We start from the raw sequence: 26,549 nt of genomic DNA on the forward strand, positions 1-26,549 counted from the left end.
TTTGATTAATGATCCTTAATGTATGATTTTAATCATATATTTTTTTAAAAGGTTGTATCTGTTCAAGCTGATAAGCGAGATTTATAAGTAAACGCTCTTGTCCCAAATCAGCAGAAAGCTGAATACCTATCGGTCTTGAATCTAATTTGGTCATACCCATCGGCAATGATATCGCTGGAGCACCTGCGATATTTTGAATAGGTGTGAATGCCACATAATTCCTTAAACGCTCAAATAAAACATCAAATTCGAGTTGAGGTGAAAGATATCCAATTTGAGGCGACACATGCGCTAAAACTGGCGAAAGGATGACATCATATTGCAGGAAGATTTGTTGATAGATGCGCTGGATTTGCTTTAAACGGTACAGAAATAAAGGAGTTTTATAGAAGTTTTTCTTGTACAATTTTGCAAGCCCAACTGTTAGATGATCTAACTCATTCACGTTAAAATCTTTGCCAAGTAGCGGTTTTCCAAACTGTTGAATCATAAATGATAAAAAACCCCAGTAGTGGCTGAAATCATCTACAAACGAATCTGGAATAGGAAGTGAGAATTCTTCAATATGATGACCTAAATTCCTGAGTAATTGAGCAGTAGACTCAATAGTTTGACGGGTCTCAGCATCAGTATTGGTTTGTAATGAATCATAAACAAGGCCAATCCTTAAAGGTTTGTTGGATGGATGCTGGATTAAGCCAATTTCGGGTAATTTTTTTGGCTTATATCGTTTTTCCATTTCAGCAAAGAAAAACGCGGTATCCCGCACAGAACGTGTTAAAACACCATCTGAAACAAGGTCAATTGGTAAATACTGCGAACCTTCATTTGGATACCAACGACCACGTGTCGGCTTTAAACCGATTAAACCGCAATTTGCTGCAGGAATTCGTATCGAACCACCACCATCATTTGCATGTGCAATTGGTACTACGCCTGAAGCTACTAGTGCCGCAGCTCCACCTGAAGAAGCTCCACACGAATAATCAGTATGCCAAGGATTGCGTGTGTAATCCCCAGACTTAAATTCTGTTGAAGCATTTAAGCCAAATTCAGGCATTTTGGATTTACCCAGTGCAATTAAGCCTGTATCTAACATTTGTTGAGTAATTTTAGAATTTTTGATCTTTTCCTTGGATTTGAACGATGTTGATCCTTGTTGCGTAGGAAAACCAATAAGATCCAAATTATCCTTAATAAATGTAGGGATTGCAGAAAAAATCTGATTTGGTTTAAAAGTAGGCGATTTAAGTATTTGTTCGAAGTTTTCGAATTCAATTGCATTTAGCAGAGGATTTACGAATTTTGCGCGTTCAATCGTAGCTCTTATAACTTCATCAATTGAGATGTCTTTAGATTGAATTCTGTTTGAGAGCTCAATCGCATCACTCGTACCTAATATATCATCCGTGAAAGCGTGAATTCTTTTTTGATTATCCATAATCGATTTTCTTTAAAATTGACTAAGCATATGTATACACATGAAATATTGATTTGTCGATTGACCAAAGATTGAATTAAAACGATTTCGCATAATGTATATTATGTTAAATATGATATCTAGAACAACAACCCTGAATATGGGTTTATATAATTTGTGATGGCTAAAAATTCAGTATCAAGAAATCTTAGATAAAACTCGTCTTTGAAAAAAAACTTTTGATGAAAGAATTAGATGTACTACATGCTCTGATCAAATATCACTTGAAGAATCTAAAAGCAGAAGAAGTTGTAAAATACCGAGAAGAAGTTTTGGGTAAGGAAGACTAACTACCCTTTTATTCTTAAATTTAAGACTAGAGTCCACCATTAGATAGCGTGGACTCTTTTTTTTAGACAAATAAAAAGCATCTTACGATGCTTTTTACCTAAATTATTGCTTACGTTTACGATGCCATTCAATAAATTGTTGCACCCTTGGATGTGTTAAAACATCTTGCAAATTCATAATATAGTATTTGCAATAATAAACATCTTTCCCCATTTCTGTTCGATAAGGGATTTTGTGTGCTTCAATTAACCACCCATCTTGCCTTAATTCACAAATACGGGCTGCTGAACTAACACAATCAAGCTTGTTACCCATTTGTTTATTTGTCGGCTGATCACCAGACAATAAAAACATTAAGATTTCAGCTTTATTTGTACCCAATTTCGGGAGTTTCCCGATAATTGGAGTCATTTTTGGCATATCACCAAAGTCTAAAAATTCCATAATGGAATCCTCTTATTACAGAGAGACTTTGATCACTATAGTGTCATACTCGTGAAATTAAACTAGCATTAATATAGGTAAAGCATTTCAATTCGATTTGCTTTTCGCTATAATCACGAGGCTTTTTGAATGAGCATCTCGAACGAAATTCAGCTTGACTAAATTTTGAATAAGATGTAATTCTAAACTTCAACACTTCGTTTAACGCTTTTAAGAGTGACATTTTTGATCTCCGTCTCTCACTTAAAGGTTTGTTGTGTTCTAGATTTGAATGAAAGGGAACTAGGCGGCCACCTAGTTCTTTTTCTATATCTAGTACACAGGTAACCGCTCAACCACTATATGTTGAGCATTGGGATGATTTTATTATAAAAGCTATGACAGTGGAAGTTTGTAGCGTCTAGATGTGACGCAGAGAGCGTCTAAGAGAGTATTACTGCAACCCTATACCTTGGGTCAAATTCACTTGAATATGCAGAAATAAGCGGGAATAATGAGATAAAAACATGACATTTAAGATATTTTGATTTAAATTTAACCAGTTTGCTATCTATATGCCTAAAATTATTTTTTTTGTAACAAATGATTTCCTAGTTGAATTTTATAATATTTACAATCTGAATACTGCTTCTTTTGCATATTCTTCTCGGTCAGTCCATCGACTGCTAATATTTTTCTTTCGACACCATTCATAGGCTTTATAACCCAAATACTCTCGTGTCTTTAAAAGATTTTTTTCTGTAACTTGCCCACCATCTTTGGTATTATCATTCCAACCATAAAAGTAAATTTTATCTGCATCTTCTACATCCCTTTTATATATAGCTATGTCTTGAGATGATACACGTTGTGTTTCTAAAGCAATTGCTGGAATAGCCTTATTGAACTCATTAAAAAAAGCAAATGGGGAAAACTTATTTAAAGGATCGTATTTAATACCTAAAACTTCACAAAGTTTTTTATAAGTCTCTCTAGGAAGTTTATCATTGATTAAAAAGCCATTTTGGACTTCAACAACAAAACTAAAATTTTTTATACGAACACCAAATAAGAGAATAAACGGTGATTCATCAATAAAAAAGAACACATCAAAAATTACATTATTTTTTCTAAAATTAAATTTATATCGTTGAATGCCTTGGCTTCTCATACTATTAAATAAAGGAACCAGACCATCTAATTTCATATAATAATTCTCTTTTGTCATTCTGAAGTCGCATAACTTCATTTTATGTTAAATAGGATATCTTTAACAGCGCACCAATACTAGCTAATGTCTTGTTACATTGCATAAAACAACGAATGATTAGAATTCAATTTGAAAAATTAAAAAAACTAAAACACAATCTGTAATTTTTGATGGACCATTGAGTATATACAGCAACGTTCTCAATTTTTGTCTAGCTCAGGTTATAATGCTCATCTTACACAATTCAGTTGATCTACTATGAACACCTCCAATGACCCTTTACATGGCAAAAAACTTGCTGACATTTTAGATGAGTTATTGGATTACTACGGAGGCTTTGAAGGATTAAGTCGTAAAATTGAAATTCGTTGTTTTTGCATCGACCCGAGTGTTAAATCATCTTTACGATTTCTACGGACTACACCATGGGCACGTGAAAAAGTAGAAAGCTTATATTTGTATGTTCTCCGTCAAAGAGCTAAACATAAATTCTAGCCAACAAAAAACTTAAGCTATGTTTAACTTTTTATACCCAATTGTAGAATAGCCTTAATGAGTATCTATCGTTTTTGTTCACATCGTGTAGTTATGGGTGGAAGCCCCACTCTCCTACTACATTGAACGACGATCAATCATCTAAATCCAGTCTTATCAAGTCTAGAGCTAAAAGCTATAATATGTTTTTAAAAAGTTTTAGATCATATGCTCGAACTCATTCACTCATATCCTCAAGCCAAATTGGTGAATACTTTCCAAGCATTAGCGAATGAAGTTTTTGAAGACCATGTCAATGCTTTATGTTGGTATAGGCATTTAGATTACAATTTCAAAGAAATCGTTGAAAAACTTACACTCATAGAAGATATTACTGAAATTTCCATCGCACAATTAGAGCAACTCAAACTTTCAGACTCTGCAAGCAAAGCGAGAGACGTTATTATTAATGATATAATGTTGCTCACCGAATTGGGTGCATCGCCGTCTTTAAACTTAATCAAAGAATATCAGCGTGATGAAGAATTGGATTTTATCAGCACTGATGTATATTCTTTTCATGTAGATCGATCGCCATTAGCAACGGATACATATCTGTGTACCTATTACGGGGCGGCTAGCGATATTATTTCCAATGATCAGGTTGAACAAAAAATTCATATCCCAGAAATCCGTCAAAAAATTAAATCATTGTTTGATGGCGAAGACCATGAGTTTGACGATTTTCTTGCAGAGACCTATATGGATCTTCACTATCAACCTAAAAATGGTGCAACACCTTTAAATTTAGGAATTGGTCATCTCTGGCGTTTGGCTGTAGATCATCCTGATCAGAAAGTACTTCCTTGTGTTCACCGTGCTCCAAAAGATAATGCAGGACAACTCAGATTACTCTTAATATGTTAAGGAATTCCTTGCTCAATTTAGGCGAGTAATTCTTTTTCAGTTTCAAATGGGTTAAAGAAATTACACCAAACGATTGGTCCTAAACTCATCTCCGAATCAGTAAGTAAACATTGATCAAAATTTTGGATTAATTGCTCTTTATCCATCTCTTGACCAATTAAAACAATTTCCTGTCTGGCATCACCCGTTTCCGGATGCCAACTCGATTCAATTGCCTGAATAGATTGCGTATCTTGTGGCCATTCCTCTTGTGGTACCGAAGCCCACCAATATCCTGCTTGACCATGCCGAGCCATACCTCCAGCTTGTGACCAAGACATAGCCATTGTTGGTTCCGCAGCAAGCCAAAAAAATCCTTTTGAGCGTATAACACCTTTCCATTCTGAATGGATAAAATTGTAAAAACGTTGTGGGTGAAAGGGTCTTCTTGCTCTATATACGAAACTTTCGATTCCATATTCTTCAGTTTCAGGCTTATGCTCTCCTCTCAACTCTTTTAACCAACCAGGTGCTTGTGAGGCTTCATCAAAATTAAAAAGCTGTGTGTTGAGTATTTTATCGAGTTCAACCTGACCAAATGTAGATGACTCAATTTTTGCTCTAGGGTTAAGCTTTTTGAGAATCGCATAAAGCTGGGACTTCTGATGCTCATCGATTAAATCAGTTTTGTTTAGAATAATAACATCACAAAATTCGATTTGATCTATCAGTAAATCCACAACAGTACGTTGGTCAAATTCTCCAAGTGATTCGCCACGATCATGTAGAAGATCATATGAACGATAATCACGTAAAAAATTGAATGCATCGACTACGGTCACCATGGTATCTAAACGAGCGTACTCATTTAGAGATACGCCGTCTTCATCTTCAAAGGTAAATGTTTCGGCTACAGGTAGAGGCTCTGATATTCCGGTAGATTCAATGACGAGTTGATCAAATTTTTTCTCTTCCGCTAATCGTCTTACTTCTACTAATAAATCTTCTCTCAAAGTACAGCAAATACATCCATTACTCATTTCAACGAGTTTTTCTTCCGTTCGTGATAATTCCGCCCCACCTTCTCTCACTAAAGCCGCATCAATATTGACTTCTGACATATCGTTCACAATTACTGCGACACGTTTTCCTTCTCTATTATTTAAAATATGATTTAAAAGTGTGGTTTTTCCTGCACCAAGAAATCCAGATAGCACAGTGACAGGTAATTTATACGGTTGTGAAGAATTAATATTCATGGTGAGTTACTCGTTTTAATGTTCAACCACATCATTTGATCGCTTATTGCAATCAATGAATGATCTTGATTTTTGATGTAACTAAATCATAATTGTTATGTTATAACATTTCAACATGTTTAATGTTTAGTTAAACTTTAATAAAATTTATTTATAGTGATTCTAAATTGTATTCATCACTGTAGAATCATAAGTAAAACTAAAGAATCTAAGTCTTAATTTTTATAATCATATGAGTATATAACAATGAATTTAATCAATCTTATTATTCGTACCACTTTAAGTACTTCTCTGTTACTTGGAGTTTCGAATACGTATGCCGTGGTTGCAGGCGGAATGGTTTCTACTGACTACCATTGGAACAATATTCCGGCTAACGGCTTTGCAACACTTGAAAATCAAATCATCATTACCAATGAGCCAGGAAATGATGGTAATACATTTTGGGCCAATCAATTTTCATTAAAAAATGGAAATATCGGTTATGTTGGATTACAGCAACGAAGCAATGATGAGAAGTATTTAAATTTCTCAATCTGGAAAACGACATCTTGGAAATCAGGATACCCTGCGTATTGCAGACAATTTGATCATGAAGGTGATGGCGTTCAATGTGACTTACCTTATGAATGGAAAGAAGGCACGAAATATAATTTTAAGATTGTGAAAAATAATGACAGTACAGTCTCAGCTTTTGTTAAAGACATGAGTACTGGTAAACAACTTGAAATTGCAAAAATCAATGTGCCTCAGACCTGGGGTGGTTTTGATAGTTTAGCTACATTTACCGAAAATTTCAGACAGCACCAACAACCCAACGGTATTTATGGCTATAACAGTTGTAATGATGTTCATACATCTGTTTCTGCCGCCTATTCTGCAATAGCAAACTCTTCAATTAAGTCTAAATCACAAACGACTAAAACTTATGGAAATTGTGTACAAGCGGCATCAGCGCATTGCACGGATGATTCTACTTGCATTTCTACTGTGAATAATGCCAATTACACCCAGCAAAAACCTTTCATTTTGAAAAATGGTGCACGAGGTTTTTGTGCAGATAGCTTGAATGGTGGTCAACAAATGGGATTGTATTCATGCGATCCCAACAACGGCAATCAACGTCTGAGTACGGATCACACACATCGTTTATACTTAACTCATCGGGATGCTTGTTTGATGGGCGATGTTAAAGATAATTTTGTTAAAGTTGCGCCGTGCAATAATGATAGCAGTCAACGATGGATGTATAGCCCCCATACAAGCCAATATATCAACTTAAAAACAGGTCTATGCCTTGATGCCGCTGATGGTGCAAATAGTATGGCACGCCTACAAATGATTGGATGTCAAAGCAATAATTCATATCAAACGTGGAAAATTACACGTTAACTTATTAATTTCAGAGCTTTAGCATTTAAAGCTCTGAATTTTAATGCTGAAATTTTAATTTTTTGCTTTCTTTGAGTGACTCGTACTAATTTTAGTAAAATTAGATATCTAAATTAGAGATTTTACTCATAGATAAGCCAGCTCACTCAGGTTAAAAGCATTCTTAATACTGGCTCAAAAAGCGAAATAAGTTCAATGATTTTAGGGAGATATTGTCTAAGGTATATTTGTAATATTGATGACAGCAATAAAATAAAAACAATTAAAAATATTCTTCATAAATCTTTGCTATTTTTCCGATAGCGCCGTTAATGATGAGAACAAAATTCTTCAAAATATTAAAACTTAATAAATGAGATTAGACGTTTAGTTATTTATCTCTGAAGATAGAAATCAAAAGCCCTATTTTAATATTGGAGAGAATCAAATTCTAACCTCATGTTTATTATGAACATTCATAGTTCTATTTTTTTAATCCATTGTCCTTCATGAATTATAAATTATAGGATATCTAGTTGATTTATGAATTTGGCTGAAATCAGTTAATACTTGAGCATAGTCATCTATGTAACATCAAAAAATCTTAGTGAACTTTTTTCACAAGAACTATTTCTAAATAAATTCTTGTGAAAAAATTGCGTAAAATTTTACTCTCCTCGTCATATTCATGACCTATTTTTGGTCAATGCTTTACTTCTATCACTTATTAAATAAACACTAAGTTGATAAATTTTTTACTAATAATCTTTGATATGTCGATATTTTATTTATTGATGAGTCTAATTTAAAAATTACATTTTTGCTTAGGCTATTTTGGTATTCAAAATTTAAGCCTAAGCATTTGAAGATTTTCTTAAATTAGAAACTATAGGTGAAAGCCACTACACCTAAATTTTTCTGTTTTTCGTTATAGCGGTTCTTACCACCAAAAATATATTGTCCAATCAATCCGAGTTCTGGTGTCAAGGCATAATCTAGCCCGATAGATGAGAAGCGATAAGCAAATTCTCGTTTTGTATCACCGAGCTCTAGACCTTCATATTTCCCATTATCATTAAAATAGCTCGCTGCAGCACTTGCTGTAGCAGATAATTTATCATTGAGTTGGTGGGTATATATTACGTTTAGATAAGTATCCCCTTGGTTTGCATACACGACATCATATGTATATGCAGATAAACTGGTTGATAAAGAGTTTTTATCATTGAATTGGTGTGTGGCAGTTACCCCCATTTCATTGGAAGTTGTATTTGACGTGTTCGGATAGAAATAAGTGGCATTCCAAATATTCCAATTTGTCCTACCAGTATCAAAACTATAGCCGACAATAAAGTCGTGCTCTAATTTATCAGTTTTACGGCGCTTATCACCTTGAAGTTCAGCATAAGAGTAGCCTAATGTAGACCCCCAATACCCGACATAGAAGTTGTTATAACTGAGGTTTAGACCTGTTTGAATTGCGAGGTCATCATTTTCTGGTGCATTTGTTAAACCACGTGAAATGTATTTGGAGGTTAATGTGACATATCCATCAAATTGAATTGGTGAATTTGTTTCTTGATTCGTAGAGTTTGCATAACTGGGTAAAATAATAAAGCTAGCAGTGCTCAACAGCACTGCTTGAGTCGTTTTAATCATCATAAAATTTATAATTAAGAAAATAAGGGTGAAGTTTCTGCACGATAAAATGGTGCATCTGAAGGGGTTAAAGCAGGTCGATTACGAATGTGATCAGCAATCTTCTCGGCCATCATGATCGTCGTTGCATTGAGATTACCAGTAATAATCAGCGGCATGATAGAAGCATCGACCACTCGCAACCCATCTATTTCATGGACACGACCGTAACCATCTACAACAGCTAAATCATCTTCACCCATTTTACAGCTACACGAAGGATGATACGCTGTTTCTGCATGATTTTTTACAAATTCATCAATTTGCTGATCTGTTTTTAATGCTGAACCTGGACTAATTTCTCTACCTCGATACTGATCTAATGCAGGCTGATGCATAATTTCTCGTGTAATTCTCACTGCATCACGGAATTCGCGCCAATCTTGTTCAGTGCTCATGTAGTTAAATAAAATGCTCGGATGATCAAAAGGATTTTTCGAGGTTAAGCGAATTCTTCCTCTTGACGGCGATCGCATAGATCCAACATGTGCTTGAAAACCATGTTCATTGATTGCATTGGTACCATTGTAGTTAATTGCAATTGGTAAAAAGTGATACTGGAGATTCGGCCACTCAAACTCATCACTAGAGCGAATGAATCCACCTGCTTCAAACTGATTGCTTGCACCAATTCCTTTACCCAAAAACAGCCATTCAGCGCCAATTTTAGGTTGGTTATACCATTTTAATGCAGGGTAAAGACTGACGGGCTTCTTACATTGGTATTGAAGATACATTTCTAAATGATCTTGCAGATTTTCACCCACTCCCGGTAAATCTTGCACAACCTTTACATCCAGTGACTCTAATAATGACTTAGCTCCTACCCCAGAGCGCTGTAAAATTTGAGGCGATGCAATAGCACCTGCGCACAGCAATACTTCTCGCTCAGCATAGACCTTGTGTAAATTAGTTACATCTTGACCAAGAATGTATTCAACACCGATAGCTTGTTTTTTTTCAAATAAGATTCGATTGGTTGTGGCATGCGTAATAATCGTTAAATTCTGACGACCTTTAGCCATATCTAAATAGCCACGAGCGGTACTGGAACGTCTGCCTTGAGGTGTCACCGTACGATCCATTGGACCAAAGCCTTCTTGTTGGTATCCATTTAAATCATCCGTACGTGGATATCCAGCTTGCACACCCGCTTCAACCATTGCATGAAATAACTCATTATTGTCTGACTTTGGCGTAGCAACACTTACTGGGCCTTGATCACCGTGATATTCATTTGCACCAATATCTCTAGACTCTGCTTTTTTATAGTAAGGTAAACATTCAGCATAGCGCCAATGACTGAGTCCTTTCATTTGAGACCATTGCTCTAAATCCATGGCATTCCCACGGATATAACACATACCGTTAATTAATGATGAACCACCTAAACCTTTACCACGTCCACATTCCATACGGCGGTTATTCATATGGGGTTCTGGATCGGTCAAATATGCCCAATTATAACGTCGACCTTGTAAAGGATAAGCCAAAGCAGCAGGCATTTGAGTTCTAAAATCTAAACGGTAGTCAGGGCCACCCGCTTCAAGGAGCAGAACTTTAATATCTGGATCTTCGGTGAGTCTCGCTGCAAGTACATTCCCAGCAGAACCTGCACCTATGATAATGTAATCATATGTCATAGTGTTCTCCTTAGGCTTTAAATACAGATTGAAATGGACTTAATTCCACTTGTACCGATTTGATTTGCGTGTAGTGTTGTAAAGTCGTTAAACCATTCTCTCTTCCTACACCAGAATGCTTATAGCCACCGACTGGCATTTCAGCTGGCGATTCACCCCACGTATTGATCCAACATATACCTGCTTCAATTTGGTGGATGATTCGATGTGCTTTGACAATATCAGGGGTAACCACGCCAGCAGCCAATCCATAAGAAGTATTATTAGCGCGACGAATCACTTCTTCTTCTGATGTATATGTCAAAATACTCATCACAGGACCGAAGATTTCCTCTTGAACAATGGTCATCTCATCTCGACAATCACTGAAGATTGTAGGCAGTACAAAAGCACCTTTTTTTAAATGATCATCTGTTGCTCTAGAACCACCACACACTAAACGTGCTCCCTCCCTTTTAGCAGAATCGATGAATGCCAAAATTTTATTCATATGCGCAAAGCTAGATACTGGTCCAAAATTTGTTTCTGGATCAAGCGGATTACCTAAGCGGATATAAGAAATACGTTCTAATAGCTTTTCTTCAAATTTTGGCTGTAATGATTCTGGAATAAATACTCGTGTCCCATTCGTACAAACCTGTCCAGAACTATAGAAATTTGCCATCATTGCAATATCTGCAGCTAAGTCTAAATCTGCATCTTCACAAATAATTAATGGTGACTTCCCACCCAACTCCATCGTGACTTCTTTAAGACTGGATTCAGCAGCTTGAGCCATCACTTTTTTTCCAGTGCTCACACCACCAGTAAATGAAATTTTCGCAATATCTACATGCTGGCTTAAATAGGCACCAATATCACCGCCCCCTGTTACAACATTGAATACCCCATCTGGCACTCCAGCTTCGGTATAAATTTCTGCCAATTTAAAGGCTGTTAATGGGGTAATCTCGCTGGCTTTGAAAATCATTGCATTCCCCGCCGCCAAAGCAGGTGCTGACTTCCATAAGGCAATTTGAATTGGATAATTCCATGCTCCTATACCAGCTACAATTCCCAAAGGTTCACGTCGTGTATAGACAAATGAATCTGTTCTTAAAGGAATCTGTTGACCCTCGAGTACAGGTAAAATTCCAGCGTAGTATTCGAGTACATCAGCACCTGTCACAATATCTACAGTCGATGTTTCACTATAGGCTTTCCCACTATCTAAGGACTCAATGGTGGCAAGTTCATCATTTCTTTCACGTAAAATAGCTACAGCTTTATTTAAAATTCTTGAACGCTGCATAAAAGTCATTTCTGCCCAAATTTTCTGTCCTTGTTGGGCAGATAGAATGGCTTGATCCACATCCTGTTGAGAACATGCTTGAATGGTCGCAAGAACTTGACCCGTGGCTGGATTAATCGAATCAAAAGTTTGACCTGATTGAGCATCGACGAATTGTCCATGAATATAAGGACGTTGTAACGGGAATTTATTCATACGATTAGCCTCAGATATAGTAAATATTAAAAATTATTGTGTAAGTTGCTGCTGGATAAAGGCATGGCAAAGACGGATAGAAAGATCGGTTTCAATCTCACTTCTTGTTAATGCGCCCCTTAACCAGAACCCATCAATTAATGCAGCCAACCCTTGGGCTGCTTGTTCAGCTTTTATGGGGCTTAAACGTTTTAAAAACTCATGTTTTAAATTTGAATGTAGCCGACAGTGATTCACTTGCTGTAATCGTTGTAGATCGGGTTGATGCAAACTAATAGCCCAAAACGCGAGCCATACTTTCATCGCGGCTTGATTGGTCTGAGGAGTTGCAAAATTCGCTTTAACAATCGCCATTAAACGATCTTCTGGAGAATGCCCAACCTCTGATTTTAGATCCCTTACACTTTCTCCAAGTTGCTGTAGTAAATAGCGCATGGTTGCCTCAATCAATCCATTCTTGCCACCAAAATAATGACTAATAATGCCCGTGGAGACACCTGCTCTTTGCGCGATCTGTTGAATGGATGCATCAGCAAAACCGAGCTCATTCACAGTGGAGAGAGTGGCATCAATCAATTGTTGACGACGAATGGGTTGCATACCAACTTTTGGCATAAGATGACCTAAACCTACAGGAGATTATAATCAGCGTTTATCAATAAGAACGCTGTAACATTAGTAAACGTTTTTTTAATTGAACGTTCAATCAATAAAAATTATAGTGCTATTACTTCCATGATGTACAGCTCAGTTTGTTTTGTATTTGCAAAAGTTTGTAATTGTGGATCAAGCAAGCTTCTATCAGGATATAAATCGAACTGCGCTGTAGATCATTTCATTACTCATTGAATGGTCACTGATTTATGCATAACAAAAATGATCAAACGCAGGATAGTTTGAATAAGGTCGTGTTCTATGTATCAGCATCATTGATACTTTTGTTTTCGATCACCACAATTTTGTTTAATGAAGCTGCTAATAACGTCATTACACAAACCCTCGATTGGGTAAGCAGAACGTTCAGTTGGTATTACCTGCTTGCTGCGACACTCTATTTTGTCTTTATTGTATTTATCGCATGCTCTCGATATGGTGAAATTAAATTAGGACCTAAACACTCTAAGCCTGAATTTAGTTTACTGAGTTGGTCTGCAATGCTCTTTTCTGCGGGTATTGGTATTGATCTCATGTTCTTTTCCGTGGCTGAACCTTTATCGCATTACATGAACCCACCTGTAGGTGAAGGACAAACCTTTGAAGCAGCACGTCAGTCCATGGTATGGACTTTGTTTCATTATGGTTTAACTGGTTGGAGTATGTATGCATTAGTTGGTGTAGCCTTAGGTTACTTCAGTTATCGTTATAACCTTCCGCTTACGATCCGTTCAGCTCTCTACCCTATTTTTGGGAAAAAAATTAACGGCCCTATAGGTCACACTGTAGATACAGCTGCCGTCTTAGGTACGATTTTTGGTATCGCGACTACCTGTGGTATTGGTGTCGTACAACTCAATTATGGTCTTCATGTTCTCTTCGATCTACCTGAAAATTTGTGGATTCAAGCTGGTCTAATCGGGATCGCGGTAGTCATTACTGTAATTTCAGTAACGGCAGGTGTGAATAAAGGGATTCGCGTACTTTCCGAAATCAATATCTATGTCTCGATTGGATTACTCCTCTTTATTCTTTTGATTGGTAATACAGAATTCTTACTCGCAGGCTTAATCCAAAATTTAGGTGATTACCTCAGTCAATTCCCAAAATTGAGTTTAATGAGTTTTCCATTCGAACAACCTAAAGAATGGATGAACAGTTGGACGCTTTTCTTTTGGGCTTGGTGGATTGCATGGTCGCCATTTGTCGGTCTGTTTTTAGCACGAATTTCTCGTGGTCGTACCATTCGTGAATTTGTATTTGGTACGTTGATTATTCCGCTACTATTTACACTGACTTGGCTATCCATCTTTGGAAATAGTGCGCTTCACAATGTAATTTTTGATGGCAATGCGCAACTCGCAACTACCGTTTTAGAAAATCCAGCGCATGGTTTCTATGACCTACTTGCACAATATCCTGGTTTTACGTTCTTAGCAGGTATAGCAACAATTACAGGATTATTATTTTACGTTACTTCTGCAGACTCAGGCGCTCTTGTTTTGGGTAATTTCACGACAAAATTCACCAATATCGAGCATGACTCTCCAAGATGGCTTAGCGTATTTTGGGCTATAGCCATTGGTTTATTAACCTTAGCGATGCTGATGGCAAATGGTATTACTGCCTTACAGAACACAACCATCATCATGGGTCTGCCTTTTAGCTTTGTCATATTCTTTGTGATGGCGGGTTTGTACAAATCCTTGAGATTGGAAGATTTCAGACAAGCCAGTACTAGCTTAAATGCTGCGCCAGTCGTGGGCAATGTGGATATTCTCAATTGGAAAAAGCGACTCAGTCGCGTAATGCTGCACCCAAGCCATGAACAAACATTAAAAATGTTAGATGACGTGTGTAAACCTGCAATGGATGCCGTGGCACAGGAACTTTTATCCAAAGGTGTCAAAGTCGATGTGAATACTAAGCCTCTTGAAGATAATGCTGAGCTTTATCATTTGGACCTCATTATTCACTTGAATGAAGAAGAAAATTTCGTATATGAGATTTGGCCCGTTCGTTATGACACCCCTAACTTTAGTACCCGTGCTAAACGAACAAAGCGTTATTACTATCGTTTAGAAAGTTACTTGTTTGAAGGTTCGCAAGGTAATGATTTGGTCGGATACAACAAAGAACAAGTGATTAACGACATTTTGGACAAATATGAACGTCATATGATGTACCTTCATATTAACCGAATCAGCCCAGGTAAACGTCCACAATTTCCGGATCGTGACATTTAGTTAGTAGTAGCTCATCTAAACAAGGAAAATGACCATGTCAGAAAGTCTAAACGCCTTTGCTCTATTTTTTTCGTTGCTTAATCCCTTTTTAATGAGCATTTATATGCTTGGGATTATTCGAAATTCAGATGCAAAAGTTTTTAATATGGCCCTGATCCAAGGTAGTTTGATTAGCTTTGTGGTTTTTGTCATTTTTGCTAAAACAGGTGAAGCTTTTTTTAATGATGTACTTCATGCACGATTTGAATCTTTCCAAATTTTTGGTGGAATCATTTTCTTGGTGATTGGTTATCGTTATGTATTTGAAGGTGCTGATACGATTGGGGTCATGCGTGGAGCACCAAACCATTTGGCTGGTACGATCGCCATGCCTTTTATGATCGGTCCAGGAACAATCTCTGCATCTGTAATCACTGGCATTCAATTAAGTTTATGGCAGACGATCACAGTCATCTTTATGACCTTATTCTTAACCTGTAGTCTTTTGATATTAATGAAATATTTGCATGATAATTTACAGCATAAATATTCTAATTATATCGACTTATATGTAGATATCGTGGGTCGTGTTGCTGCATTGCTTATCGGTACGATTGCCATTGATATGATCGTGACTGGTGTTACTGGGATCATCAATGGCTAATGGAAGGTTGTTGTTGATATTTATAAAAAAGGAGTCTTATCATTGACTCCTTTTTTTAAACCCTAATATTTAGAATCTATATCCGATATTTAAACTATACACCGTTGGATCTACGTCCACACTTCCTACCTTTTCTCCATTTACTTTTACATCAGTTTTGATATCCGCATATCGGATATCAGCACCAACACTCCATTGAGGGTTAAATTGGTAATCTACGCCTATTTGACCAGCCCAACCAAAAGAATCTGAGAGATCGAACTTATCACCACTATATAATCGGTCATTAAAAAAATAGGTGTAATTTAAGCCCAGACCCACATAAGGTTGTAACTTTTCATTGGGTAAGAAGTGATATTGCACACTAAAAATTGGAGGTAAATGTTTTGTTTTTGCAACTTCATTACCAGCAACATTAATTTTATGCTCTGGTGGCAAACCGACTAATACATCAAATGCAATATTTGGTGTATAAAAATAAGAGATCGTGCCAGTGACTCCCCAAGCATCATCTATTGTGACGGGTGCTGTTTGATTAAAAATACTACCTGGAGAAGATGTGGGATCAATATTGCTAATCGCACCTCTTATCTTCCATTTATAATCTGCGCTGTGCGCATTAGAACTTAATGCCATGGTACTCAATAAAATCGCGAATAAACCAAAACTTAATTTATCATTCATATCATTACCCATTTTTTATAAATATCTGAAATTTTGAAGATTGTTAATCAATTAAATTGAATGCTTTAGATCATATCGATAATTCTTTTTGTTGGTTATTTTTTATTCTGATTTGTTTTGATGATTTTTTATTTAAGAAAATTTATTCAATTTAAATGGATTTTTGGAATATTGTTTTTAATTTAAGTGAGTAAAGAACATACGCCTAATTTGGATTCCAATCAGTATTGATGAAACAAGAAACAAATCTTATTGACCTTACCACAATGGGAAGGTTTAGAATGATCGTGACCTTATTTCAATCAGCATATGGAGTTAAGTATGTCATCTACTTCAACTAAATCTATTCAAATCAAAATTGAAGGAATGACCTGTGCTGCTTGTGTAAGCCGTGTTGAAAACTCATTAAAAAAAGTCGATGGTATTCAAGATGCCAGTGTGAACCTCGCCGCTGAAATAGCTCAAATTGAGTTAACAACAGACGTAACAGATCAACAAATCATTCAAGCCGTAAATAAAACAGGTTTTAAAATTAAAAAATGGGCAACAATAAAATTAAAAATTTTAGGCATGACTTGTGCTGCATGTGTGAGCCGAGTTGAACGTTCTTTACTAAAAATACCAGGTGTATTAGCAGCACAAGTAAGTTTGGCAACTGAGATAGCAAGCATTGATCTACTTTATCCAGTTCCTGTTGATCAAGTTATTGAGCGTATTGAAAGATCAGGGTTTGAAGCTGTACTTGAACAGCAAACGATCACAGCACTTCCAAATCGCGAACTTGAATCAAAAAAAATTCTCAAGCATTTTATTATCGCACTTGTACTCAGTTTACCTATATTTATCATTGAAATGGGCTCGCACCTCTTGCCTTCATTTCATCATTTTATAGGTACTTACATCAGTCAGAATCAGAGTTGGTTATTCCAATTTATTCTTGCGACTTTAGTTATTTTTATACCTGGACGGCATTTTTTCACACAAGGTATCAAGTCACTGATAAATTTACATCCTGACATGAATTCTTTGGTGAGTTTAGGATCAGGAGCTGCCTATTTATATTCTATTGTTGCTACGTTCTTTCCAAGTTTATTGCCACAACAGTCAGTACATGTCTATTACGAGCCTGCAACACTCATTATTACATTTATTTTGTTAGGCAAATATCTAGAAGCACGAGCTAAAGGTCGAACTTCTGCAGCGATTCAACATCTGATTGGCTTACAACCTAAAACAGCGCGAGTTAGAGTATCTGACCTCCAGACTAAAGATATATCGATTGATAAAATTACAATCGGTATGCAGGTTGAAGTTCGGCCTGGTGAAAAAATTCCTGTAGATGGCGTGGTTATTTCAGGTGAAGGCTTTGTAGATGAGTCAATGATCAGTGGAGAATCTTTTCCAATCCACAAATTGATGGGTTCAGAAGTTGTTGGTGGAACCCTCAATCAAAATGGATTTCTTGTCATTGAAACCAAACATTCTTCTGAAAGTAGCATTTTATCTTCAATTATTCAGTTGGTTGAAAATGCTCAGACACAAAAGCTCCCCATACAATCTTTAGTCGATAAAGTCACCTTATGGTTTGTTCCAGTTATCCTCTTGATTTCGATGATTACTTTCATCGCGTGGCTGGTGATTGGACCTGAACCTAATCTGAGCTATGCTTTGATTAACGCCGTTTCTGTTTTGATTATTGCATGCCCTTGTGCGATGGGTCTTGCAACCCCGATGTCAATAATGGTTGCGACGGGACGTGCTGCTGAACACGGAATTTTATTTAAAAATGCGACTTCACTTCAAAAACTTCGAGATATTTCAACATTTGCATTTGATAAAACTGGAACACTAACAATAGGTCGACCTGCGATTAGTCATATCGAGATTTTCGCACCATTTACACTTCAGCAGATTCTACAAACTGTTGCATCCGTTGAATATCATTCCGAGCACCCAATTGCTAAAGCGATTGTTCAATATGCATCCGATCATCATATAAAGATGATCGAAATTTCTGAGTTTAAGAGTATTTCAGGATTGGGCATTCAAGCACAATTGAATGGTCAGGATATTAAAATTGGATCTGTAGAATTTATTACTCGAGAAAATACAAAGCTTTCTCATGCACTCTCTCACCATCAAAGATTACTAGATGAAGCTCAAACACCCATCGCGGTCTCCATCGATGGTGAGCTTGCATCAATTATTTTAATCACGGATCAATTAAGACCTGAAACCTACGAGGTAATGACTCAACTTAAAAAGAACGACAAGCACATTGCTTTGATTACTGGCGATCATCAAAATGCAGCGCAATATGTGGCGAATCAACTTAATATCAATGCAGTTTATGCACAGGTCAAACCACATGAAAAGTTAAACATCGTTGAGACCCTTCAAACGCGATATGGAAATGTTGCTTTTGTTGGTGATGGGATTAATGATGCTCCAGCACTTGCTCAAGCTCAAGTCGGTATTGCGATAGGTTCAGGTACAGATGTCGCCATTGAAACGGCTGACCTTATTTTAATGTCATCAAATTTAAATAACTTATCTAAAGCCATCAAATTAAGCGAAATGACCATTAGAAATATTCATCAAAATCTGTTCTGGGCTTTTCTATACAATATTTGTTTGATTCCGATTGCTGCAGGTATCCTTTATCCATTGACTGGTATCCTGCTCTCACCTGTTTTAGCTGCGATCGGAATGGCACTTTCTTCGATATTTGTATTAGCGAATGCTTTAAGACTCAAAACTTTGAAACTAAATTAGACGCTTAAACAAAGGAAAGATAATGAATATTGGCGAATTAGCACGACGTTCAGGCTTAACTGCTAAAATGATTCGATATTACGAAAAAATCGATCTCATTTCTGTTCCGATCAGAAGCGCTAGCGGTTATCGTGTTTACACAGAGCAAGACCTTTCGACTTTAAGTTTTATTAAACATGCTAAAGATCTTGGTTTTTCGATCGATCAAATCAAAAGTTTAGTTGAGCTTTGGAAAAATCCTGACAGAAAAAGTGCTGATGTGAAAAAAATTACAGATCAACATATCCACTTTTTGACAGAACAAATTCATTCGATGCAATCAATGATTTTAAAATTAAAGGCTGCGAGTCAGATGTGCTCTAATGATTCGACTTCAAACTGCAGTATTCTGAATAAAATTGAACATATTCAATCGTGACAGTGATAGATGTTAACTAACGCAAGAGGTTATTATGAAATTATTTATTGAAAATATTAGTTGTTCGGGTTGTGCTAAAGGTGTCACTGCATCTGTATTGTCACTTGATCCTAATGCAAGCGTCAATGTAGATGTTGCCAACAAAATTGCAGATATTCGTACAACATATAGCTTTGAAAAAATCGCTGAAGTTTTGACTGAAGATGGTTTCCCTCCTGAATTAAAAGATTAAATTGACATAAAAAAGGCGAAATATTGTTTCGCCTTTTTTGATAAAACGCATACCGTAGTATGCGTATTTTTAAAGAATTAATAAATGATTTGACCGTTTTGAAGTAACTGCTCCAACGTCAGATCTGCATTTTGAGGACCAATATTCAACAATTGAGTAGGTTCAAATTGTGTACCTTCACCATCGCGATCGATTGAAATTACAGAATCTTTAACAGTGATATATTTACTTAAGATATCCGCAACTTGATCAGTCGAATCTGTTGAGAATGTAGTTGAAGTATTAGCATCAACAAATAGTTGAGATACATCAATTACATCGACACCTGCTTCGAAATCTGACCACGTATCAAAACCATTTCCACCCGTTGCATCGGCTTCATCAAGTAAGTTGAAGATTAATTTATCCGCGATATCACTTCCAGTGAATGCGTCATTAAATTTCGAACTTGTAAATGATTTGTTTACATCAAAGCTTAAAGTAGCTGTTGAAGTCGTTCCACCAACTGTCGAAACAGTATAGCTAAATTCTTCTTTACCAAATCCTTTTCCTGATGGTGTATACGTATAGCTACCATCATTATTGAAAACAAGAGTACCAAATTTACCTTCGACAGTTACACTAGGATTACCACTATAAGTCGACGTCGTTAATCCATTAATAGTATAAGAACTAATAGAATTTAAACCTTCATCATTATTGGAAACGTTTCCAATAACTGGATCTAAAGCAACTGGAGTAAATTCATTCAAGTAAGTTGTATTAAACGTGATTGTAGAGTCCTCGAAATAAGCAAGGCCAGGATTAACAAGATTAGCTTGTACAGTATATACACCAGCGGGAAGATCATTTAACTGTAATACTTTTCCAGTAACAGCATTTAACTCACCAGTCTTAACTACTGTGCCATCTGCATTTTTCACTGTGTAACTAATACTTCGTGATGAAGTTAGAGATAGAGTACTTTCAAAAGAAATTGCAACTGTACTGACTGAGTTTTCAGCTATTGCAAATTTAGCATCGATAGTGCGTTGAGCCAGACCAATATCTAAAATTGTATCATTCACAATAGTTTCTGATTTATTTTGCATTACAATTTCAGATTCTTCAAAATCATCTTGCGCAACAGCTAAATCAATTTTAATCGTTAACGTTTCTAGTGAACTATTTCCATTCTGATCTTTAATGACATAAGTAAATGTCTCGATTTCACCATATGGTAAGCTTGTGCCTTCACTAGGTTTATTTACGAAGTATTGGTAAGTTCCATCCTTATTGAGAATTAATTTACCATAGACACCTTGAAGTTCTGATTCTTCAACAAGTTGAGTATTACCAGCAATAATGATTTCTGAACCATTAGATAATTCAATCTGACCTGAGGTTTGACCGACAAAATCATTGTCTGTTTTAACAGTCGAATAATCATAAAGTGTGTCTTTATTTACATATAGACCAGATCCACCAAGCACATTAAGTCCTGTTGGAACAGTCACTGCATAATAGTCACCCTCTGTAAATTTAAGTGTAACTTCATCAGATTTACCACCTAAAATTACTGTGTACCAGTTATTTATGCTGTGAACTTGGACATATTCATTGGTATCAGCGTTGAATTTATAAATAAATAAAGAGTATGAAGTTAAACTTACACCGCCGCCATCGCCTTGGAAAGTCATTTCACGAACATTATTTTCATTCACTGTGAAATTCATGAACGAAGATAAATCAACTGCACCAGCTTTAATAACTGGATCTAACAAACTTACATCTAGAACTTTGACATTTGTTAATTTAGGCACTTCACCAGTGATATCTTTAATCTCAGGAAGTGGATTGATGATAACAGTGTCGTTGATTTCTGATTGTTTTACCTCAACAACTTTATTATCAATCGATATATTGAGCTTCGCAGAAGCTGTATTACCTAGTTCTGTTTTAACGTAATAGGTAAACTCATCTACTTGCCCGAATGGGCCTTTAAAGTCTTCATTAATCTCGTAACGATAGCTTCCGTCTTGATTAATAAATAACGTACCAAATTTACCTTCGATCGCGGTTTCAGAATTACTATTCAACGTAATTGCTGCATTAGAACCAGCCATAACTGACTCTACAATCGTACCAGTTGGCAGTACATCCTGACCATCAACAGCATCTGCATCTGTGATTACATTACCAGTTGCTTCGCCATCGACTGACACAACTTCATTATAATCCAGAATAATGTCATTCAATACCTTCAATGTATAACCACTTAATACTGTTACCCCAACAGAAGGTGTTAAGAATACAATATATTTACCTTCAGGAAGGCTCACGTTCAATTCTTCAGAAACACCAGCCAGTAAATAAGCTTTCAACCATTGTTTCTCAGTCATGTACTCTTTGTATTGACCAGTTTCTTCATCAAATTGATAAATTTTAAGATCGTACATCGAGACGATCGAAACACCACCTGATTGTGATTTCAATGTTAAGTTGCGAACTGTCCCATCAGCAACATCTACTGTTAATGAATTTTGAAGAACTTCTGTTAAAACATTAGCTTCGAGCACTGCACCCAAGCCAACACTTGCTACCGCAAATGCAGTTTTATCTTCAAGTTGTTGTTCTGCTGAAGGTAATTTAGTAGTCGGGTTAATCACTTCAGGAATGAAATTAACTGAGTTATCCGCTGGAAGTACTATTTCTTGAAGATCATCGACAATACCATTGTTATCTAAATCGTTCACTGCCGGTACTGCTGTATCCAGAGCATCTAAACGAGCATCTAGATCATCTTTAGCTGCTGATGCAGGTAATGCATCAACCAAGCCTTGTGCTGTACCTTTCAACGCATTCAATTCTTCTTTGATCGCTTGTAATTCAGCTTGAGTTGTTGGGCTGATTACACCATTTTCAGCTGCAATTGCCTCTACCAATTCATCATGCTTAGCTTCTGCAGTTTGAACCGCTTGTGTTGCTGCTGCAATCGCAGCATCAACATCATCAGCAATACCATTGCTATCTGTATCGTTCACTGCTGGTACAACTGTATCTAGAGCATCTAAACGAGCATCTAAGCTATCTTTAGCTGCTGATGCAGGTAATGCATCAACCAAGCCTTGAGCTGTACCTTTCAACGCATCTAATTGATCTTTGATCGCTTGTAATTGAACTTGCGTTGCTGGACTGATCACACCATTTTTAGCAGCAATTGCCTCTACCAATTCATCATGCTTAGCTTCTGCAGTTTGAACCGCTTGTGTTGCTGCTGCAATCGCAGCTTCCGCAGCATCAATAATACCATCATCATTTAAATCATTAACTACTGGCACAGCTGTATCTAAAGCATCTAAACGAGCATCTAGATCATCTTTAGCTGCTGATTCAGGTAATGCATCTACCAATCCTTGTGCTGTACCTTTCAATGCATCTAATTGATCTTTGATCGCTTGTAATTGAGCTTGCGTTGCTGGACTGATTACACCATTTTTAGCAGCAATTGCCTCTACCAATTCATCATGCTTAGCTTCTGCAGTTTGAACCGCTTGTGTTGCTGCTGCAATCGCGGCATCAACATCATCAGCAATACCATTGCTATCTGTATCGTTCACTGCTGGTACAACTGTATCTAGAGCATCTAAACGAGCATCTAAGCTATCTTTAGCTGCTGATGCAGGTAATGCATCAACCAAGCCTTGAGCTGTACCTTTCAACGCATCTAATTGATCTTTGATCGCTTGTAATTGAACTTGCGTTGCTGGACTGATCACACCATTTTTAGCAGCAATTGCCTCTACCAATTCATCATGCTTAGCTTCTGCAGTTTGAACCGCTTGTGTTGCTGCTGCAATCGCGGCATCAACATCATCAGCAATACCATTGCTATCTGTATCGTTCACTGCTGGTACAACTGTATCTAGAGCATCTAAACGAGCATCTAAGCTATCTTTAGCTGCTGATGCAGGTAATGCATCAACCAAGCCTTGAGCTGTACCTTTCAACGCATCTAATTGATCTTTGATCGCTTGTAATTGAACTTGCGTTGCTGGACTGATCACACCATTTTTAGCAGCAATTGCCTCTACCAATTCATCATGCTTAGCTTCTGCAGTTTGAACCGCTTGTGTTGCTGCTGCAATCGCGGCATCAACATCATCAGCAATACCATTGCTATCTGTATCGTTCACTGCTGGTACAACTGTATCTAGAGCATCTAAACGAGCATCTAGATCATCTTTAGCTGCTGATGCAGGTAATGCATCAACCAAGCCTTGTGCTGTACCTTTCAACGCATCTAATTGATCTTTGATCGCTTGTAATTGAGCTTGCGTTGCTGGACTGATTACACCATTTTTAGCAGCAATTGCCTCTACCAATTCATCATGCTTAGCTTCTGCAGTTTGAACCGCTTGTGTTGCTGCTGCAATCGCGGCATCAACATCATCAGCAATACCATTGCTATCTGTATCGTTCACTGCTGGTACAACTGTATCTAGAGCATCTAAACGAGCATCTAGATCATCTTTAGCTGCTGATGCAGGTAATGCATCAACCAAGCCTTGAGCTGTACCTTTCAACGCATCTAATTGATCTTTGATCGCTTGTAATTGAACTTGCGTTGCTGGACTGATCACACCATTTTTAGCAGCAATTGCCTCTACCAATTCATCATGCTTAGCTTCTGCAGTTTGAACCGCTTGTGTTGCTGCTGCAATCGCGGCATCAACATCATCAGCAATACCATTGCTATCTGTATCGTTCACTGCTGGTACAACTGTATCTAGAGCATCTAAACGAGCATCTAAGCTATCTTTAGCTGCTGATGCAGGTAATGCATCAACCAAGCCTTGTGCTGTATCTTTCAACGCATCTAATTGATCTTTGATCGCTTGTAATTGAGCTTGCGTTGCTGGACTGATTACACCATTTTTAGCATCAATTGCCTCTACCAATTCATCATGCTTAGCTTCTGCAGTTTGAACCGCTTGTGTTGCTGCTGCAATCGCAGCTTCGGCAGCATCAACAACACCATCACCATTTAAATCATTAATTACTGGTAAAGCTGTATCTAGAGCATCTAAACGAGCATCTAAGCTATCTTTAGCTGCTGATGCAGGTAATGCATCAACCAAGCCTTGAGCTGTACCTTTCAACGCATCTAATTGATCTTTGATCGCTTGTAATTGAACTTGCGTTGCTGGACTGATCACACCATTTTTAGCAGCAATTGCCTCTACCAATTCATCATGCTTAGCTTCTGCAGTTTGAACCGCTTGTGTTGCTGCTGCAATCGCGGCATCAACATCATCAGCAATACCATTGCTATCTGTATCGTTCACTGCTGGTACAACTGTATCTAGAGCATCTAAACGAGCATCTAGATCATCTTTAGCTGCTGATGCAGGTAATGCATCAACCAAGCCTTGTGCTGTACCTTTCAACGCATCTAATTGATCTTTGATCGCTTGTAATTGAGCTTGCGTTGCTGGACTGATTACACCATTTTTAGCAGCAATTGCCTCTACCAATTCATCATGCTTAGCTTCTGCAGTTTGAACCGCTTGTGTTGCTGCTGAAAAATCTAAATTAGTAAGATTATCCACAGCATTATTTAGTTCATCACGAGCATTATTTACATCATCAATGCTTGGCTTGTCACCAATATTATTATTAAAGTCATCTACAAGCTTTTGAGCTTCTTCAATTTCTTTTTCTAATTCTGATCTAGTTTCATCAGTATATGGATCATTTGGATCTTCATTTTCCAACTTATCCTTTGCATTTTCCAAATCAGCTTCAAGATTATTAATTGCTTCTTCTAATTTAGCAGCATCTTTAGCTTCTTGATCTTTTAAAGCATCTTCAACAATAGAAATTAAATCATCAGCCGTCTGGTCAAGTAATTCTTGACTTGATTCTGGGTCTTTTAAAACAGCTTCTGCATCATTAATAGCATTTTCAACTCGCTGTTTTTCATCACCATCCAATTGATTTAATGAATTTTTAGCATCATTGATTGCATCAACTAATTTGCTGAGATCTTTGGAAGGTTGTTTTGTGTCACTTGATCCATTAGCAGCATCAAATACAGCAACGCCAACTCCAACTGCACCTAGTGCAAGTGCACCACCAGCTAACCAATTATTTAAGATTGTAGCGCCAGTTCCAGCACCACCTTCTAGTAACGCTTCTATGCTTTCTAAAGGGTTGTATTCTACATTTTTGAAATCAAGAACAAACATCTCACTATTTTGGTTACGGAAAACTAAATCAGATGTTTCATAATTGAAGTTTTCTAGGGTTATTGTTTCCCCATTATTAAGTTTAATAATGACCTGATTATCATTCACAATCAGCTCTTGAACATCTTCAGGAGCCACGTCGATCATTACAACTGAGTCTTCAACAATTTTAATTATATTGCTTTCTGAAGTGATCGTATTATTCAAGGTTTTTTTTGAGATAATCTGAGTTTGCATATACAAAATACCCATAGATTTAAAGAAATTTTACTTGATAGCATTAAACGATCATTTAGTTTTCTAATCAAGATTTTTTTAGATTAAAAATCATATATTTCAATATATTGTGATTTGCATCACACTATTTTTTAATAAAATTGATTTTATTTTATACAGTAACTAAATGATCTTAATTATACTGCTATT

18 protein-coding genes are annotated in these 26,549 nt (G+C 36.8%); 8 read left to right on the forward strand and 10 right to left on the reverse strand.

The genetic code is table 11. The annotated features are described in order from the left end of the window. Positions 1–28: 28 nt before the first annotated feature. From AC1M9E_RS07405 to AC1M9E_RS07415, 3 genes are all read right to left on the reverse strand, one after another. Positions 29–1,441: an amidase gene (locus AC1M9E_RS07405; protein ID WP_481607327.1), complete on the reverse strand. Its 1,413-nt coding sequence runs from the start codon at positions 1,439–1,441 to the stop codon at positions 29–31. 432 nt (positions 1,442–1,873) lie between these two features. Next, complete coding sequence (locus tag AC1M9E_RS07410; protein ID WP_481595263.1) at positions 1,874–2,215, reverse strand: helix-turn-helix domain-containing protein; 342 nt, start codon at positions 2,213–2,215, stop codon at positions 1,874–1,876. A 610-nt stretch (positions 2,216–2,825) separates the two neighbouring features. Beyond that, positions 2,826–3,401 (reverse strand): DUF6037 family protein, encoded by a 576-nt coding sequence (locus AC1M9E_RS07415; protein ID WP_481595262.1) that lies wholly within the window; start codon positions 3,399–3,401, stop codon positions 2,826–2,828. 261 nt (positions 3,402–3,662) lie between these two features. On the opposite strand from AC1M9E_RS07415, the gene AC1M9E_RS07420 reads away from it, so the two are divergent. Together AC1M9E_RS07420 and AC1M9E_RS07425 are read left to right on the forward strand one after the other, a co-directional pair. Further along, a complete protein-coding gene (locus AC1M9E_RS07420) occupies positions 3,663–3,899 on the forward strand; it encodes a VF530 family protein (protein ID WP_481595261.1) in 237 nt (78 codons plus the stop codon). Between the two features lie 207 nt (positions 3,900–4,106). After that, positions 4,107–4,805: a DUF1826 domain-containing protein gene (locus AC1M9E_RS07425; RefSeq protein ID WP_481595260.1), complete on the forward strand. Its 699-nt coding sequence runs from the start codon at positions 4,107–4,109 to the stop codon at positions 4,803–4,805. Between the two features lie 17 nt (positions 4,806–4,822). On the opposite strand, the gene zigA is transcribed toward AC1M9E_RS07425, so the two are convergent. After that, positions 4,823–6,043 carry a zinc metallochaperone GTPase ZigA gene (gene zigA, locus AC1M9E_RS07430; RefSeq protein ID WP_488224641.1) on the reverse strand — a complete coding sequence of 407 codons (1,221 nt, stop codon included), beginning with the start codon at positions 6,041–6,043 and terminating at the stop codon, positions 4,823–4,825. Between the two features lie 246 nt (positions 6,044–6,289). On the opposite strand from zigA, the gene AC1M9E_RS07435 reads away from it, so the two are divergent. After that, positions 6,290–7,435, forward strand: a complete 1,146-nt coding sequence (locus AC1M9E_RS07435; protein ID WP_488224642.1) for an RICIN domain-containing protein — start codon at positions 6,290–6,292, stop codon at positions 7,433–7,435. Positions 7,436–8,293: 858 nt separating this feature from the next. Here AC1M9E_RS07435 and AC1M9E_RS07440 read toward each other — a convergent pair. The 4 genes from AC1M9E_RS07440 to betI are packed head-to-tail and all read right to left on the reverse strand — an operon-like array spanning position 8,294 to position 12,856. Then, positions 8,294–9,073: a TorF family putative porin gene (locus AC1M9E_RS07440; protein ID WP_481607505.1), complete on the reverse strand. Its 780-nt coding sequence runs from the start codon at positions 9,071–9,073 to the stop codon at positions 8,294–8,296. A gap of 14 nt (positions 9,074–9,087) precedes the next feature. Beyond that, positions 9,088–10,755 carry a choline dehydrogenase gene (betA, locus tag AC1M9E_RS07445; protein WP_481592578.1) on the reverse strand — a complete coding sequence of 556 codons (1,668 nt, stop codon included), beginning with the start codon at positions 10,753–10,755 and terminating at the stop codon, positions 9,088–9,090. Positions 10,756–10,765: 10 nt separating this feature from the next. Continuing rightward, positions 10,766–12,241, reverse strand: a complete 1,476-nt coding sequence (gene betB / locus AC1M9E_RS07450; RefSeq protein WP_481607324.1) for a betaine-aldehyde dehydrogenase — start codon at positions 12,239–12,241, stop codon at positions 10,766–10,768. A gap of 33 nt (positions 12,242–12,274) precedes the next feature. After that, entirely contained in the window at positions 12,275–12,856 is a 582-nt protein-coding gene (gene betI / locus AC1M9E_RS07455; RefSeq protein WP_481607323.1) for a transcriptional regulator BetI, read from the reverse strand. Between the two features lie 248 nt (positions 12,857–13,104). Here betI and AC1M9E_RS07460 point away from each other — a divergent pair, with 248 nt between their 5' ends. Together AC1M9E_RS07460 and AC1M9E_RS07465 are read left to right on the forward strand one after the other, a co-directional pair. Beyond that, positions 13,105–15,141, forward strand: a complete 2,037-nt coding sequence (locus AC1M9E_RS07460) for a choline transporter (protein WP_035268654.1) — start codon at positions 13,105–13,107, stop codon at positions 15,139–15,141. A gap of 34 nt (positions 15,142–15,175) precedes the next feature. Further along, entirely contained in the window at positions 15,176–15,784 is a 609-nt protein-coding gene (locus AC1M9E_RS07465; protein WP_035268656.1) for a MarC family protein, read from the forward strand. A 69-nt stretch (positions 15,785–15,853) separates the two neighbouring features. On the opposite strand, the gene AC1M9E_RS07470 is transcribed toward AC1M9E_RS07465, so the two are convergent. Then, positions 15,854–16,468 (reverse strand): OmpW/AlkL family protein, encoded by a 615-nt coding sequence (locus tag AC1M9E_RS07470; protein WP_481607322.1) that lies wholly within the window; start codon positions 16,466–16,468, stop codon positions 15,854–15,856. Positions 16,469–16,777: 309 nt separating this feature from the next. On the opposite strand from AC1M9E_RS07470, the gene AC1M9E_RS07475 reads away from it, so the two are divergent. From AC1M9E_RS07475 to AC1M9E_RS07485, 3 genes are read left to right on the forward strand one after another with little or no spacing between them, the layout of a single operon-like run. After that, entirely contained in the window at positions 16,778–19,243 is a 2,466-nt protein-coding gene (locus AC1M9E_RS07475) for a heavy metal translocating P-type ATPase (protein ID WP_481607321.1), read from the forward strand. Positions 19,244–19,265: 22 nt separating this feature from the next. Continuing rightward, the gene (gene cueR, locus AC1M9E_RS07480; protein WP_035268660.1) at positions 19,266–19,661 is read left to right on the forward strand and encodes a Cu(I)-responsive transcriptional regulator; all 396 of its coding nucleotides are present in this window, start codon (positions 19,266–19,268) and stop codon (positions 19,659–19,661) included. 34 nt (positions 19,662–19,695) lie between these two features. Beyond that, complete coding sequence (locus AC1M9E_RS07485) at positions 19,696–19,893, forward strand: heavy-metal-associated domain-containing protein (protein WP_035268662.1); 198 nt, start codon at positions 19,696–19,698, stop codon at positions 19,891–19,893. 77 nt (positions 19,894–19,970) lie between these two features. On the opposite strand, the gene AC1M9E_RS07490 is transcribed toward AC1M9E_RS07485, so the two are convergent. Continuing rightward, positions 19,971–26,360 (reverse strand): BapA/Bap/LapF family large adhesin, encoded by a 6,390-nt coding sequence (locus AC1M9E_RS07490; protein ID WP_488224643.1) that lies wholly within the window; start codon positions 26,358–26,360, stop codon positions 19,971–19,973. Positions 26,361–26,549 lie beyond the last annotated feature (189 nt).

Source organism: Acinetobacter sp. 24-47-47 (assembly GCF_057737035.1).